Source organism: Caulobacter flavus (assembly GCF_003722335.1).
GTDB classification, from domain to species: Bacteria; Pseudomonadota; Alphaproteobacteria; order Caulobacterales; family Caulobacteraceae; genus Caulobacter; species Caulobacter flavus.
The window spans coordinates 3,603,171-3,618,298 of the sequence record NZ_CP026100.1 but is presented as its reverse complement, the minus strand read 5'-3'; the positions used below and the strand labels follow the sequence as shown (position 1 = coordinate 3,618,298).

Annotated in this window: 13 protein-coding genes; 3 read left to right on the top strand and 10 right to left on the bottom strand. The window is 69.1% G+C overall.

What is annotated here, in order from left to right:
* Positions 1-185 precede the first annotated feature (185 nt).
* The gene (locus tag C1707_RS16510; RefSeq protein WP_420808168.1) at positions 186-422 is read right to left on the bottom strand and encodes a hypothetical protein; all 237 of its coding nucleotides are present in this window, start codon (positions 420-422) and stop codon (positions 186-188) included.
* Positions 423-475: 53 nt separating this feature from the next.
* Positions 476-2,089, bottom strand: coding sequence for an isocitrate lyase (locus C1707_RS16505; RefSeq protein WP_101713283.1), 1,614 nt, complete (start codon positions 2,087-2,089; stop codon positions 476-478).
* Positions 2,090-2,248: 159 nt separating this feature from the next.
* On the opposite strand from C1707_RS16505, the gene C1707_RS16500 reads away from it, so the two are divergent.
* Positions 2,249-3,673, top strand: coding sequence for a helix-turn-helix domain-containing protein (locus C1707_RS16500; RefSeq protein ID WP_101713284.1), 1,425 nt, complete (start codon positions 2,249-2,251; stop codon positions 3,671-3,673).
* Between the two features lie 4 nt (positions 3,674-3,677).
* Here the strand turns inward: C1707_RS16500 and C1707_RS16495 are convergent, their stop codons facing one another.
* The 4 genes from C1707_RS16495 to C1707_RS16480 form a co-directional block, all read right to left on the bottom strand.
* On the bottom strand, positions 3,678-4,778 hold the full coding sequence (locus tag C1707_RS16495) for a pectinesterase family protein (protein WP_101713285.1): 1,101 nt from the start codon (positions 4,776-4,778) through the stop codon (positions 3,678-3,680).
* A gap of 89 nt (positions 4,779-4,867) precedes the next feature.
* Positions 4,868-7,927 (bottom strand): TonB-dependent receptor, encoded by a 3,060-nt coding sequence (locus C1707_RS16490; RefSeq protein ID WP_101713286.1) that lies wholly within the window; start codon positions 7,925-7,927, stop codon positions 4,868-4,870.
* A 135-nt stretch (positions 7,928-8,062) separates the two neighbouring features.
* Entirely contained in the window at positions 8,063-9,019 is a 957-nt protein-coding gene (locus C1707_RS16485) for a FecR family protein (RefSeq protein ID WP_101713287.1), read from the bottom strand.
* Positions 8,994-9,575: an RNA polymerase sigma factor gene (locus C1707_RS16480; protein WP_101713288.1), complete on the bottom strand. Its 582-nt coding sequence runs from the start codon at positions 9,573-9,575 to the stop codon at positions 8,994-8,996. Before C1707_RS16480 ends, C1707_RS16485 begins: the two co-directional genes overlap by 26 nt.
* A 182-nt stretch (positions 9,576-9,757) precedes the next feature.
* Between C1707_RS16480 and C1707_RS16475 the strand changes: the two genes are divergently transcribed.
* Positions 9,758-10,909, top strand: coding sequence for a lactonase family protein (locus tag C1707_RS16475; RefSeq protein WP_101713289.1), 1,152 nt, complete (start codon positions 9,758-9,760; stop codon positions 10,907-10,909).
* On the opposite strand, the gene C1707_RS16470 is transcribed toward C1707_RS16475, so the two are convergent.
* Both C1707_RS16470 and C1707_RS16465 read right to left on the bottom strand, forming a co-directional pair.
* Positions 10,906-11,586, bottom strand: a complete 681-nt coding sequence (locus tag C1707_RS16470; protein ID WP_101713290.1) for an HTTM domain-containing protein — start codon at positions 11,584-11,586, stop codon at positions 10,906-10,908. The genes C1707_RS16475 and C1707_RS16470 overlap by 4 nt on opposite strands.
* On the bottom strand, positions 11,583-12,008 hold the full coding sequence (locus C1707_RS16465) for a hypothetical protein (RefSeq protein ID WP_101713291.1): 426 nt from the start codon (positions 12,006-12,008) through the stop codon (positions 11,583-11,585). The genes C1707_RS16470 and C1707_RS16465 overlap by 4 nt, the downstream gene beginning before the upstream one ends.
* A gap of 140 nt (positions 12,009-12,148) precedes the next feature.
* Here C1707_RS16465 and pip point away from each other — a divergent pair, with 140 nt between their 5' ends.
* Positions 12,149-13,237, top strand: coding sequence for a prolyl aminopeptidase (pip, locus tag C1707_RS16460; protein WP_101713292.1), 1,089 nt, complete (start codon positions 12,149-12,151; stop codon positions 13,235-13,237).
* A gap of 75 nt (positions 13,238-13,312) precedes the next feature.
* Here pip and C1707_RS16455 read toward each other — a convergent pair whose 3' ends face one another.
* Together C1707_RS16455 and C1707_RS16450 are read right to left on the bottom strand one after the other, a co-directional pair.
* Positions 13,313-13,537: a hypothetical protein gene (locus C1707_RS16455; RefSeq protein WP_101713293.1), complete on the bottom strand. Its 225-nt coding sequence runs from the start codon at positions 13,535-13,537 to the stop codon at positions 13,313-13,315.
* Position 13,538: 1 nt separating this feature from the next.
* Positions 13,539-15,125, bottom strand: coding sequence for a carboxylesterase/lipase family protein (locus C1707_RS16450; RefSeq protein WP_205686784.1), 1,587 nt, complete (start codon positions 15,123-15,125; stop codon positions 13,539-13,541).
* Positions 15,126-15,128: the final 3 nt, after the last annotated feature.

The following is a 15,128-nucleotide window of genomic DNA, read 5'->3' as shown; positions in this document are numbered from 1 at the left end:
AGGCGGAAGACTGGAACCCAGGGACCGCCGCGACGCGCCGGCCACCGCGAAGAAGCCTCGACTGCATGGCGCCGGCCCCTGGGCCCCGAAGGAGCGCCATGCGCTCTCCGGGATGACGATTTTCTAGTGTCGCGGGCGAGAGGAGGAAGCAGGCGCCTCCCCTCGCCCGCGGGCGCCGAGCGTCTTTAAGCGCTCTTGGGGGCCTCGTTGGCGCGGATCGTGGGGACGATCTGGTCGCCCCAGTTGCCCGAGCCGTCATGGTGGCGCGAGGTGCGCACCAGCTCGACCGAGTAGCCGGCCTCGATGGCGCGGCGGACGGCTTCGTTGAGGCGGTGCGAGGCCTCGGCGAGGCGATCCACGGCGCGATCCTGGGCCGACGAGTCCGGCATCGCGGCCGGAGCGAATTGCGTGACGTTGGTCATGGCGTTCTCTCCTGTAGGTTTTCGCCAAGGGGTGGTCGGTTTCGGACGCCGGGCTATTCGGCGGCGAACTGGTTCATGGTGTTGGCGTGGCCGCCGGCCTTCAGGGCCCGCTCGCCGCCGACCATTTCCTTGAAGGTGTCGCCGAGGTCGGAACCGACCTCGTGCTGATGCTTCACGGCCGAGACCCCGCGACGGATCTCCTCGCGCTGCACCGAGTTGACGTAGGCCTGCATCCGCTGGTCGCCGAAGTAGCCGCGCGACAGCTCGTCGACGCTCTTGGCGGTCAGGTGGAAGGTCGGCAGGGTGATCAGGTTGTGGAACACCCCGGCGCGGGCCGAGATGTCGACCTGGAAGCGGGCCAGGCGCTCGTCGGCCTCGCGACCCAGATCGGTGGCGTCGTACTCGGCCGACATCAGGACGTTGCCGTCGGGATAGGAGTCCTCGCCGATCTTGCCCTCGGCGATCCACTGGGCGCGGACCTGCTTGCGCAGGTTCAGGGTCCAGTTGAACGACGGCGAGTTATTGTAGGTCAGCTTGGCGTTCGGCACGGCCTTGCGGACCTCGGCCACCATCGAGGCGATCTCGTCGACGTTGGGCGTGTCGGTCTCGATCCACAGCAGGTCGGCGCCGCCTTGCGTCAGGTTGGCGATGCAGTCCTCGATGACCCGGGCGCGGCCGGTGCCGTCCTGGAAGGCGAACAGGCCGTTGGCCATGCGCACCGGCTTGACGAAGGCGCCGTCCTTCATGATCGCCATCTCGCCGTCGCGCAGCGGGTTCTCGGCCGTGATGGGCTCGGTCTTCAGCCACTTGATGTATTCGGCCGCGAGATCGCCCTCGCCTTGGCTGACCGGGACCTTCTGGGTCAGGCCCGCGCCCAGGCTGTCGGTGCGGGCGACGATGACGCCCTCGTCGACGCCCAGTTCCTCGAAGGCCAGGCGGCAGGCGCGCAGCTTCTCGATGAAGTCTTCGCGCGGCACGGTGACCTTGCCGTCCTGGTGGCCGCACTGCTTGGCGTCGGAGACCTGGTTCTCGATCTGCAGGCAGCAGGCGCCGGCCTTGATCATCTCCTTGGCCAGCAGGTAGGTCGCGTGCTCGTTGCCGAAGCCGGCGTCGATGTCGGCGATGATCGGAACGACGTGGGTCTCGAAGGTGTCGATGGCCTTGATGGCGGCCTGCTCGGCGACCTGGTCGCCGGCCTTGCGCGCCGCGCCCAGGGTCTTGAACAGGTCGTTGATCGCCACTTCGTCGGCCTGGCGCAGCGAGACGTAGATCTCCTCGATCAGGTCGACGACCGAGGTCTTCTCGTGCATCGACTGGTCCGGCAGGTGACCGAAGCGGTTGCGCAGGCCCGCGACCATCCAGCCCGACAGGTAGACGTAGGCGCCCTTGGTGGTGCCGCGCAGGCGCTTGACCGACTTGATCATCTGCTGGGCGTGGAAGCCCGACCAGCAGCCCAGCGACTGGGTGAACTGGCTGGCGTCGGCGTCGTAGGCGGCCATGTCGGCGCGCATGACGACGGCCATCTCGCGGGCGATGTCCAAATGGGTGTTGAAGGTGTTCTGCAGCTTCAGCTGGATGATGTCGTCGATGGCGACGCCGCCGGGCGTCACGCCTTCCGGATAGCGGGCGATGAGGTCCTGGCGGTGCTCGGCGTAGGTCTTGCGCATGGTCGTCTCTTTTCCCCATCGGGGCCCGCTTGTTGGGAGGCGGGCTGTAAGCTGTGACAGGGAGCTAACGCCGACGCGGCCAGGCGGTCGAACCTATTGAAGACGATTTGTCACAAATCGACTTTGTTTATTTTGTAAAATCGTGACAAAGTGACAGCCATGGCCACGACCGACAAAAAGCTGTTCCTGGGCGGCCGCCTCAAGCGCCTGCGCCGCGATCTGGGCGTCACCCAGAGCCGCATGGCCGACGAGCTGGGCGTCTCGCCCAGCTACCTGAACCTGCTCGAACGGAACCAGCGGCCGGTGACGGCTCAGATGCTGCTACGCCTGGCCGAGGCCTACGACCTGGATCTGCGCACCCTGTCGGCCGACGATCCGGGCGGCGGCGCGGGGCTTGAAGAGGTGCTGGCCGACAAGATGTTCACCGACCTGGGCATAGGTCGACACGAGGTCGCCGAGGTGGCCGAGCTGTCGCCTGGCCTGGCCGAGGCCATGGCCCGCCTCTACCGCGCCTATCTCGACCGCGGCCGGATGATCGACATGGGCGCCTTCGAGCGGCCCGACGGCCTGCCCTCCTCGTCGTCGCAGTCGCCGACCGACTGGGTGCGCGACCTGGTCGGCTCGCAGCGCAATCACTTCGCCGAACTGGAGACGGCGGCCGAGGCCATCGTCGCGGCGCTGGACGCCGACCTGCAGGACCTGGGGCCGGCCGTGCGCGAGCGGCTGCAGGCCCGACACGGCATCCAGACGCGGGTGATGCCCGTCGAGGTGATGGCCGGCTCGCTGCGCCGCTACGACCACCACCGCAAGCGGCTGATGGTGTCGGAGACTTTGGCCCCGGCCAGCCGCATCTTCGCCATGTGCTACCAGCTGGGCCTGATGGAGGCGCCCGAGGCGCTGACCCGCCTGGCGGATCGCTTCGCCGCGCCCGATCGCGCCACGCGGCAACTTCTGAAGGTGTTCCTCGACAACTACCTGGCCGGGGCGATCATGATGCCCTACGAGCCGTTCCACGCGGCCATGGAGGCCAGCGGCTACGACATCGAGCGGGTGCGTCCGCGCTTCGGCGTCAGCTACGAGCAGGCCGCCCAGCGGCTGACGACGCTGAGCCGTCCCGGCGCGCGCGGGATCCCGTTCTTCATGATGCGGCTGGACGCGGCGGGGAACATCTCCAAGCGCTTCGCCGCCGGCCCCTTCCCGTTCTCGCGCTTCGGCGGGGCCTGCCCGCGCTGGAACGTCCACGACAGCTTCAAGACCCCCGGCCGCATCGTCACCCAGGTGATCGAGACGCCCGACGGCGCGCGCTACTTCACCCTGTCACGCACGGTGCGACGAACCTCGGGCCTGCAGGCGGGCCTTGAGGACGAACTGGTCATCGGCCTGGGCTGCGAGCTGAAGTTCGCCGCCAAGCTGGCGGCCTCGCGCGGGCTGGACATCGCCTCGCCGCTGGCGGTCGAGATCGGCCCGTCGTGCCGGATCTGCGAGCGGCCGGCCTGTCCCCAGCGCGCCGCCGCCCCGATCAACCGCACCCTGCTGGTGGAAGAGGCCAGCAAGTCGGTGTCCCCCTTCCCGTTCGCGCGTTGAGGCCTCAGACGCTCCAGCCGGCCAGCACGGCGCGGACGCCCATCGCCCTGGCCTCGGCGGCGGTCAGCGCCCGGCCCCGCCGGAAGGCGGCCGCGCCGGGCCCCTTCGAGCCATATTGCGAGAAGCGGGCGTCTTCCGGCTGCAGCATGGTGCGCGGGTCGCCGTCCTTGCCGGTGTACCACATCTGCGTCCACCCCTCCGGGGCCACGTGGTCGTCCATCCAGCAGTCGATGAAGGCGCTCGCCCCGACGAACCTCGGGTCGCCGTAGTGGCCGTCGGGAAACTGGCTGGACGGCCGCCAGGGCCGGCCCAGATAGACCGAGCGACGCGCCGTGCCCGCCGCCTTGGTCAGGCGGCAATCCTTGAACACGAAGCCGAACGGCTGGTCGATCGGGGTGCTGGGCGCGACGACATAGCCGTCGACCGGATCGACCGGACGCGGCAGCGAGCGGATCTCGCAGTCCCGGAAGAACGTCCTGCCCGCGCCGAAGATGAAGTCGTAGCTGCCGGCGATCAGGCAGCGCTCGAACAGGCTGCGGCCCGCGTCGGGAAACAGGGTGTCCTGGTAGCTGAGGATGTCGATTTCGGTAAACCGCGCGCGGTCGCTGCCCTTGTCGAGCATCAGGGCTACGGCCTGGGGGCCGCCGCCGTCATGCGAGTGCAGGCCGCCGGGCCTGGTCATCTCGGCCAGGCCGTCGAAGGCGTTGCGGATGGTCAGGTTGCGAGCCGAGAAGTCCGGCGCCCGGACGAACAGGGTCGGCGTGCGGAAGGTGCCCCAGCGCTTGCCGTCCGGCGCGGTCAGGCCCGAGGCGGCAAGGTGGGTGACGATCGAGCCCGTGCGGCTTTCGCCGATCAGGTGGACGAACGGCTTGTCGATGACGACCTGCTCGTCGAACACGCCCTTGGCCACCAGGATGCGGAACGGCCGCGTACCGTTCGCCGGAGCGGCGGCCACGGCCGCCGACAGCTTCTCGTAGGTAGGGACCGCGAACCGGCGCGGATCGTCGGGGCGCTTGAGCACGGCGTCGTAGCGCGGCGCGGCCGAGGCCACGCCCGGAAGCAGCAGAAGCCCGGCCGCCACGGCCCGGCGCGAAACCATCGTCATCGAAGCCTCGAAAAGAAAAGAACGGGCGCCGGCCGGGAGGGACGGCCGACGCCCAACATTCCCCTGGGAGGAGGAAGGTTCGGTCCGGCCTAGAACGAGTACCTCAGGCCGAAGTTGTACTGCCGGCCGGTGTGCGAATAGACGTAGACGCTGTCGCGCACGCTGTCGGTGTACTGGTCGTTGAATTCGTCGGTCAGGTTCAGCCCCTCGAAGGTGACCTTCAGGCGCTTGTTGATCTGGTACGAGGCCGAGGCGTCGACGGTGAAGGTGTCGCGCACCCCGTCGATGTCGTTGGTCGACGTGCCGCTGGGCACGGCGGTCAGATACTTGTCGCGATACGCGCCGGAGACACGGGCGCTGAACTTGCTGTCCTCGTAGTAGAGGGTGGCGTTGAAGGCGTTCTTGGACAGGCCGACGAGATCGTTCTGCACGAAGCCCGTGGCCGAGCGCGACGAGATGTAGTCGATCTTGGAGTCGACGATCGTGACGTTGAAGATCGCGCCGGTGTGGCGCAGCGGGCCGGGCAGAAAGCTGAACGGCTGCTGGTAGCTGATCTCGATGCCCTTCAGCGGACCGCCCTCGGTGTTGACCGGCTTGCTGAACAGGAAGACGTCGTTGGCCGACACGCCGGCCAGGCCGTCGAGCAGGCTGGTGGGCAGGCCCGAGGCGGCGAAGGTCTGCGAGATCCGCTGCGTCTGGATGTAGCTGTCGATGTCCTTGTAGAACAGGCCGACCGACAGCAGGGCGTCCTTGGCGAAGTACCACTCGGCCGACAGGTCGTAGGTGGTGGCCCGGATCGGGTCGAGATACGGATTGCCCGAGCTGACGCTGAACACGCCCACCACGCTGAGGCTTCCGCCTGGCGTCAGGCTGCCCAGGTTCGGACGGGTCATGACCTTGGCCGCGCCGAAGCGCAGCAGGAAGTCGGGCGTCACCTCGGCCGTCAGGTTCAGGGCCGGCAGCACGTCCTCGTAGTCGCGATCGACGGTGGCCTGCTGGGCCGCGCCGGAGACCAGCTGGTAGCCGGTCGAGCTCTGCTCGGTCTTGACGTAGCGCACGCCGACGTCGCCGCGGATCGGCCAGGCGAAGCGGTCGGAGTTGAAGTCCAGTTGCACGTAGGCGGCGGTGTCCTTCTCCTCGACGCTGCGGATGTTGCCGCGGGCGTTTGCGTTGCTGGCGCCCGACAGCTCGAACAGGCCCGTGCCGCTGTAGATGTCGAACAGCTTGGCGAAGGCGTTCAGATCGGGCGCGGCCCAGCTAGTGGGATAGCCCGAACCGCCGAGGTTCTTGCCAAAGCCGCTGACCAGCTTGGTCAGACTCGACAGCGTGACGCCGGCCGGCAGGGTCGGCACGACGGACTCGTTGACCCGCGCCAGGGCCCAGGAGTCGAACTCGTACTTCTTCAGGTTCACGCCGGCCTTCAGGCGGAAGGTGTCGTTCAGCTCGTAGTCGCCGTCCAGTTGGGCGGTCTGGATGGTGTTGGTCACGCCCTGCGGACGCAGACGGATTTCCGAACGCGCCGCGCCGAAATTGTAGGCCAGCGGGTCGGTGACGTCGAAGCCGAAGTTCATCGCCGGCAGGTTGGCGTTGTTCCGATAGTCGTAGGAGAAGCCGTCGGCGTTTTCGCGATTGAGGATCACCGTCGTCTGGATCGGGTTGTCGAAGTCCGACTTCGAGAACCCGACCAGGCCCGTCACCTTGAAGCGGTCGGAGAAGCGGTGCTCGGCCGTGAAGGTGGCCTGGGTGTACTTGGTGTCGAGCTTGTCGAAGCGGGTCTCGCTCTCGACGTCGACGTCGTCGAACAGGCCATAGACCATGTCGCCCTTGGCGTTGACGACGCCGTCGCGAACGATGATCTCGGGCCGGCCGCCTTGCGCGGCGTTGCGGGCGAACGAGAGGGCTTCGAGCCAGTTCTCGGTGCGGGTGGCCTTGAAGTCGGAATAGAGGAAGTCGGCCGTGACCAGGGTCTTCTCGTCGGGCCGGAACTGCAGCGAGGTGGTGATCCCCAGGCGCTTCTGGTCGTGGGTCAGGCGGCCATAGCGCGGGAAGCGCGGGGTGAACACGCTGGCCGAGCTGGCCGGGGTGAAGGTCGAGGCCGGGCTGAAGCCGCCGACCTCCGTGCCGTTCAGCCAGCCGCCCGAGCCGTGGCCCTCTTCCAGCAGGTTGCGCTCGGTGTAGGCCACCGAGACCAGGGCGCCGAGCTTGCCGTCGGCCCAGGTGTTGGACGCCAGCAGGGCAAAGCGCGGGTCCCAGCTTTCCGACAGGTCGTTGTAGCCCTGCTGGGCCGAGATGACGAGGGTGGCGCCCTTGTAGTCGAACGGCCGGCCGGTCTGCAGGTCGACCGTCGCGCCCAGCGAGCCCTCCTCGGTCGAGGCCGAGGCGGTCTTGCGCACGGTGATGCTGTTGAAGAGCTCCGAGGCGAAGACGTTGAAGTCGAACGAGCGGTTGCGGTTCGCGCCGCCCGAGCTGTCGGTGCCGCTGGCCGTGCTCTGGCCCTCGACGCCGTTGATGCGCACGCGGGTGAACTGCGGACCCAGGCCCCGGACGGTGATCTGGCGGCCCTCGCCGGCGTCGCGGGCGATCGACACGCCCGGCACGCGCTGTATGGACTCGGCGAGGTTGGCGTCAGGGAAGTCGGCGATGTCCTCGGCCTTGATGACGTCGACGACGCCGCTGGTGCGCTTCTTGATGTTCAGGGCGCTGCCCAGGCTGGCGCGGAAGCCGGTGACGACCACCTCCTCGACGGCCGCAGGCTCCTCGATCGTGTCACCGACGGGGTCTGCTTGCTGCGGGATCGCGACGGGCGCGGTCGAGGCCAGTTGTACCGAACCCTTCTGGCCCAGCACGGCGGTGCGGCCGTCGTTGGAGACCACGGTCAGGTTGGCGCCATCGAGCAGGCGCGAGAGCCCTTCGGAGACGGTGTAGGTTCCGCGCACGGCGTTGACCCGCTTGCCCTGGACGGCCGCCTGGGGCGCCAGGATCTGCAGGTCGGCCTGCTTGCCGAACTGGGGAATGCCGGTGGCGGCGGCCTGCGCCGGCACGTCGAACTTGCGTGACTGGGCCTGGGCCTGGCTTCCCGCCAGAACCGCCGCGGCCCCAGCCGCCAGCATCAGCGCCGATTTTCCGTAGACGTATCGCGGACAACCCATTTCCGCGCCCTCCCTGTTTGTCGTTTCGCACGGCGCTTCTGGGAGCGCCTGTCTTGAGCGATGAGCCGGAAACCGGTTTCCGTCAGAACGCCGCGAATTTTTTCGAGGATCGTCACGCGCGGTCGGCGGAAATCCCTACTCCGCCAGGGGCGCGACCGACTGGACGAGGATGGCGTCGCCGCGCACCGTCACCCGGGCGCCGAAGCTGGCGGCGGCGGCGCGGGCGAAGCTTTCGGGCTCGTTGGTGCGGAACCATCCGACCAGCTTCTGCTCGGCCAGGTCCGGATCGGCGATGACGATCTTGCGGGCGTTGTAGCGGTTGAACTCCTGCGCCGCGGCGCCGAAGGCCTCGCCATCGAGCACGATCTGCCCCTCGCGCCAGGCGAGCTCACGGGTGATCTCCAGCGACGCCAGCACAGGCCGGGCGGCGCCGGCGCTGTCGGAAGCGAAGACCCGCTCGCCGGCCGTGACCCGACGCGGCGCCTCGCCCGCCCCTTCCGACCAGACCTCGACCACGCCCTCGGTGACCAGCACCTCGCAGCCGCCGTCGCGGCGGCGCACGGAGAAGGCGGTGCCGACCGCCCTCACCCGCACGGGGCCGCTCTCGACCACGAACGGCCTATCGGCGTCCTTGGCGACCTGGAACCAGACCTCGCCCCGGTCGAGACGCACCTCGCGCCTGCGCGGCTTCATCGCCACTTCCAGCGTGGTGTCGGTGTTGATGGCGGCCAGAGAGCCGTCGGCCAGCGGCACGCGGCGGATCTCGCCCAGCGTGGTGCCGTAGCGCGCCGACAGCAGGCGCGGCGCGACGACCACGGCGACGCAGGCGGCGGCCGCCGCGCCCAGTCCCGCCAGCAGACCCCGGCGATCGATGCGACGACGTGGCGGCGCCGCTCGCTCCTCGCCGCCCAGCACCCGGCCACGATCGAGCAGGCCCCAGGCGGCCTGGGCCCGGACATAGGCGCCCTGGCGACGCGTATCGGCGGCCAGCCAGACGTCCAGCTCGGCCGGGTCCAGATCCCCGCGATCGGCGCGCACCACCCATCGGGCGGCGGCCGCCTCGATGTCAGCGGCGCTTTCGCGTTCGGTCATGCGTACTCGGCCTCCTGACGGCCGTGGGTTGTTCGGTTTCACCCTCGGCGAGGGCGGCGAGGATGGCGCGCAGCCCCCTCACGGATTCGTTCTCGACCACGTTCTCGGTCACGCCCATGCGGCGGGCGATCTCGCGTTGCGGCAGGCCCTCGATCTTGCGCATCTCGAAGATGCGGCGGCAACGGTCAGGCAAGGCGGCGATCAGCCGCCCCACCCGCTCCAGTTCGCGCCGCCCGCCGGCGATGCGCTCGGGCGAAGGCTCGTCCAGTTCGACGTTCAGCGCGTCGATTTCCGTCACCGTGTCGATCCGCACCACCCGCGCGCGGCGCAACTGCTCCAGCGCGACGCTGCGGGCGGCCTGGAACAGATAGGCCCTGGGCTCGCCGATATGGTCGACCAGGGACAGGCCCGCCAGGCGGCAGTAGGTTTCCTGCACGATGTCGTCGACGTCGCCGGCCGTGGCGAAGGCTCGCCGCAACCAGGCGCGCAGGTCGGCTTCGTGGGGCAGGATTTCCCGCCCGATCCAAGCCACGACGCGCGCACGCCCCTCCGACACCGTTTCCGCCCCAATCACTCTCTTCGAGTTGTCTGGCACTCTGTTCGAGTTGCTCTGGAGGGAGCGATGCACGGCCCGCCGATTTCCGTCAAACCCGGCGCGATTTTCTTCGATGCAGAAACCCGAGTGGTCTTATCGACGCCCCGACGAAAGCCTGACAAGCACGACGGGAGGAGACGCCGATGACCGATTCCAGACACGCCTCGCCCACCCGCCGCGCGGTCGCCGCCGGCGCGCTGGGCCTGATGGCCGCCTCGACGGCCCAGGCCGCATCGCAGGACGAGCGGCTGGTCTATGTCGGCGGTCAGGCGGACAAGGACGACCAGGGGATCGTCGCGGCGCGCTTGAACCTCGTTACAGGCAAGCTGAGCCCGATCGGCGTGGTCGCGCCACTGCTCCGGCCGACCTGGCTGGTCGCCCATCCCAGCCGCCCCCTGATCTACGCGCTGAGCGAAACCGGCTACGGCCCCGGCGAGCAGGGCCAGGTCCACGCGCTGAAGGCCGATCCCTCGACTGGCGCCCTGACCGTGATCTCGACGGTCGCCTCCGGCGGCGGCGGTCCGGCGCACATGTCTCTGGATCGCGAGGCCGGCGGGCTGCTAGTCGCGCACTATGGCACGGGCCACGTCGCCGCCCTGCCCGTCCGCGCCGATGGCGGGCTTGAGGCGACGGCCTCGGTTCAGGCCAATACGGGCTCGGGACCGGCTCCCCAGCAGCAGGGCCCGCACGCCCATGCGGTGATGGTCGATCCGACCGGCCGCAAAGCCCTAGTCGCCGATCTCGGGGCGGACCGGATCTTCGTCCACGACTACGACGCCGCGACGCGCAAACTGGGTCCGCCTGACGAGGCCTCGGTCGCCCTGCCGCCGGGAACCGGGCCGCGCCACCTGGCGCCGCACCCCAATGGCCGCTTCGTCTACCTGCTCAGCGAGATCGTGCCGGAGACGCGAACCTATCGCTGGGAGGCCGGTCGCCTGGCCCTCGTCCAGACCCTGCGGGCCGGCGGCGAACCACCGATCAACGGCGCCGAGGTCGCGGTTAGCGCCGACGGCCGCTTCGTCTACGCCTCGATCCGCGTCGAGCACGTCATCGTCGCCTACGCCGTCGACCAGGCCAGCGGCGAGCTGCGGGAGCTTCAGCGCATCGCCTCGGGCGGCAAGACGCCCTGGAGCTTCGCGCTGGATCCCACCGGCCGCTGGCTGCTGGCGGCGAACCAGGGCTCGAACACGGTGACCGTGCTGGCCCGCGATCAGGCCTCCGGCCGCCTTGCCGCCACCGGCCAGGCGATCGCCGCGGATCGGCCGACCTGCCTCGTCTTCCCGGCCTGGGGCTAGAACAGGCGCTGTTGCAGCCAGAGAATGGCCGGATAGGCCGCCACCCAGGTCCAGAAGAAGCGGTTGAGGCCGAACAGGCAGGCATTGGCCAGGTGGAAGGTCGCGGCGACCACGAGCCCGACCACCAGCGACAGCTGCGAGACCATGGTCAGCGGAAAGGCCAGTTCGAACAGCATCACCGCCCACGACATGGCCAGCAGCAGACGCGGCCGCTCGGCCCAGCCGCGAAGGCTCTCGGAGACCGGATAGGCCGAGAAGGCGAACACCTGCCGCAGGGCTGCGCCCCTTCGCCAGTCGGGGTTCACGATCTTCACCCAGCCGGAGATGAAGTAGGACAGCATCAGCTGCACGCCGAGATAGCCGAAGGCCAGCTCGCGCCAGGCCTCGACCGGCAGCGTCCGCGCCAGGGTCAGGCACCACAGGGCTAGCAGGCCCAGCCGATCGCTGCCGCCGTTGTAGGGACCGCTGAAGCGCTGGAGGATCAGCAGCGACAGGCCCGCCAGAGCGACCAGCGGCCAGGGCTGTGTCACCCCGGCCAGGACCAACAGGCAAAGGACGATGCGCGCGCCGAACAGGATCCGCTCGCGACGGAAGGCGCGCAGATGCTCGAGGCTCTGCTGGATCAGCGCCAGGGCCAGCAGTGCCTCGGTCAGGCGAAGGGCGTGGTCGAAGCTCATCGGACGTCGATGTCCGCCCGCAGGCGCGGTGCTGTCTGGTAAAGCACGTCGCGCTCGCCCGTCGGGTCGATGAACAGCAGCCGGAACGACAGCCAGGGCGCGGCGTCCGGCTGGGTGGCGAGATCGGCGGCGATACGGCGGAAGATCTCGTCCTCGCCGTGAGCGGTCGGCTCCTCGACCAGGCGCTCGGCGCAGCTGACCAGGAACAGGCTCTCGTTCCAGCGCGGATTCCAGAACAGCCGGGCCAGCATGGCGGCGGGCGACAGGCGTTGAGGCCGAGGGCGGAACTCGGTCCAGGCGTCCAAGACGGCGTCGCGCGTTTCCGCCAGGGCGTATTCGACGCGCGGCGACGGAGCGATGACGTCGAAGAAGTTCCACGACGGAACCAGCGCCGGAAGCAGCAGCGAAAAGGGATTGGCCATGGTCCCTCCTTTCAGGCGCGGCGGAAGGCTGGGTTACGCGGACGCTCCGATCCTGTCGAGAGCGGCGATTTTGACTTGCGGCCCGCCGCGGCGAGCGCATCTAAACGGCACGGGCGAACAGCCTCACGAAAGGTCGAGTTATGAATTTCTCGCGGTTGCGGACCACCAGCAAGGTCACTGGCGAATGGAAGTACGACCAGCCGGTCGCCAACAAGAGCGGCCTGCTGCAGGTCGACGCCGCGCCCGATCACAAGCTCTATTGGGAAGAGTACGGCAATCCGGACGGCGAGCCGGTGATGTTCCTGCACGGCGGCCCGGGCGGCGCCTGCGCTCCGCCGATGGCCCGCTTCTTCGATCCAAAGCGCTATCGCGTGATCCTGTTCGACCAGCGCGGCTGCGGCAAGAGCGAGCCGACCGTCGCCTCGGCCGGCCCGCAGGTCGCCCTGACCAACAACACCACCGACCACCTGGTCGACGACATCAACAAGCTGCGCGACGCGCTGGGCATCACCGGGCGCATGCACGTGTTCGGCGGCAGCTGGGGCAGCACCCTGGCGTTGACCTACGCCATCCGCCACGCCGACAAGGTGGCCTCGCTGATCCTGCGCGGCATCTTCCTCGGTGCGACCGAAGACTTGCTCTACATGTACCAGGGCAACGCGGCGACCTTCACCAAGACGCCCTACGCCCTGACCGAACCGGGCGCCTACATCGCCTATCCCGACGAGTGGAAAGCCTTCGTCGAGGTCATCGCGCCCGAGGAACGCGGCGACATCATGGGCGCCTACAAGAAAATCTTCGACATGGTCCCGGCCAGCCAGGCCGAGCGTGAGCGCCAGTTGCAGGCGGCCGTGGCCTGGTCGGTCTGGGAAGGCACGATCTCGAACATGATCCCCGACAACGCCGACGCGGGTAAGTTCGGCGAGGCCGACTTCGCCTTGTGCTTCGCGCAGATCGAGGCCCACTTCTTCGCCAACGGCCTGTTCCTCGAGCCCGACTACATCGTCCGCAACGTGGGCGCGCTGAAGGGGCTGGACATCCACATTGTGCATGGCCGCTTCGACCAGGTCTGCCCGCTATCCCAGGCCTCGCGCCTGGTCGCGGCCCTGGAAGAGATCGGCGCGCCGCCAGCCAGCTACGTGAAGACGGATGCGGGCCACAGCGCCATGGAGGGCCAGACGGTGCTGGCGCTGACGGCGATCATGAACGGGCTTCCGCGGATCGGCTGATAGCCCTTCATCCCAAACCCGTCATCCCGGACGGCCGAAGGCCGAGCCGGGATGACGAACTATTTCCAGAGCGGATCAAGCCGCCCGACGCTCGGTCTCGCCGCACACCCGGCGATAGCGCTCAAGCAGCCGCTCCAGGGTCGCCTGCTTCACCGGTCGACCGTCGCGCAGCTTGACCCAGGTGGTCTCGCTGATGCCGAAGGTCTCCTGCAGGCAGGCCTTGGTGGCGGCCGGCAGGGCCCGGCGCAGGGCCTGGAAGGTGTCGCGGTCGATCACCGCGTGCGCCAGCCGCGCGGCCATGTCATTTCCCCGCCGGCTTGGGCGTGGTGGCCTGGACGAGGTCGAGCCGCGCCTTCAGGGGATCTGGCCCCGCCTTCACGCCGTCGTTGGCGAAGTCGATGATCACATCGCCGGCCGCGTCGTACTTCGGCCAGGCCGGCTGGCCCGCCGCGTCCGGCGCGCCCTTGGTCGCGAAGGCGATCCAGTAGGCGTGGACGGCCTTGGCGGCGGCCTGATCGGCCGGGGTCAGGGCGGCGCCGTAGCGGGCGTCGACCGTGTCGAACACGAACGGGATCTCGGTGGCGTGCGGGGCGGCCCACCACTCCTTGCGCTGGCTTTCGGCCACGTAGGAGAAGCGGAACGACCAGACCGGCGCGCCCTGCGCCGACAGGGTGCGGGCCACCTCGCGCGCCGGCTCGATGAACATCCGGTCGCCCGCTGCCTTCCAGCCATAAACCTTGATGTCGCCGTCGCCGGTCGGGTCATAGAGCTTTTCGGCCTCGGCCCGCCGCTCGCCGAACGGGGCAAAGACCTGGTCGCGCGTGCCGCCGAAGAAGAAACCGTCGGCGCCGGTGGCCCCGACCAGGACCGGCATCTTGGTCCACTCGCCGGCGGCGAAGGCGTCGAGCACCGGCTTGGTGACGATCTTGCCGTCGTACATCGGCCCGCCGTTCCAGGTGGGCACGCCGGAGGTCGCCATGTTCAGGCCGTCGACCACCGCGTCGGCCGGCAGGGCGCGCAGGGCGGCGAGCGCATCAGCTCCCTCCCCCGTCACGCCGGCCTTGGCGGCGAAGGCCAGGCCCACGCTCTCGGCCGAGCGCTCGCCCGACGCGGCCTTGATCGGCAGCGACGGCAGAAGGCGGGGCCGGCCGCCGCCCGACTGGATGATCGCCTTGTGGAACAGGCCTTCGGCCAGAGGCGTGGTCAGCAGGGCGTTGACCGACATGCCGCCGGCCGACTCCCCGAAGATCGTGACGTTGTCCGGATCGCCCCCGAAGGCGGCGATGTTGGCCTTCACCCACTTCAGGGCCGCGATCTGGTCCATGAAGGCGTAGTTGCCCAGCAGGCCGCCGTCGGCGTTCTCGGCCGACAGCGCCGGATGGGCGAAGAAGCCGAAGCGGCCGACCCGGTAGTTGAAGCTGACCAGCACCACGCCGTCGCGGGCGAAGCGGTCGCCGGCATAGACCTCCGGCGAAGAGCCGCCGTTGACGAAGCCGCCGCCGTAGATCCAGACCATCACCGGCTTCTTGGCCTTGGTCTTGATGGCGTCCTTCGGCGTCCAGACGTTCACATAGAGGCAGTCCTCGGCGGGCTTGACGCCCAGGGGCGCGGCGTCGCCGGGGAACGGGTTCTGGGCGCAGTCGGGACCGTATTCGGCGGCCGGGCGGACGGCGGTCCAGGCCGTCGGAGCCTGGGGCGCGCGCCAGCGCAGCGGGCCGACCGGCGGGGCGGCGAAGGGCACGCCCTTGAACGCCGCCACCGTTCCGCTCTCGACGCCCTCGACCGGACCGTTGGCGGTCTTGACCACCGGCCCGGCGGCCAGGGCCGGAAGGCCCATGGCCAGCGCCAGGGCGAGGCCAGAAACCAGAGACTTCCCTGAAGATCTCATCGC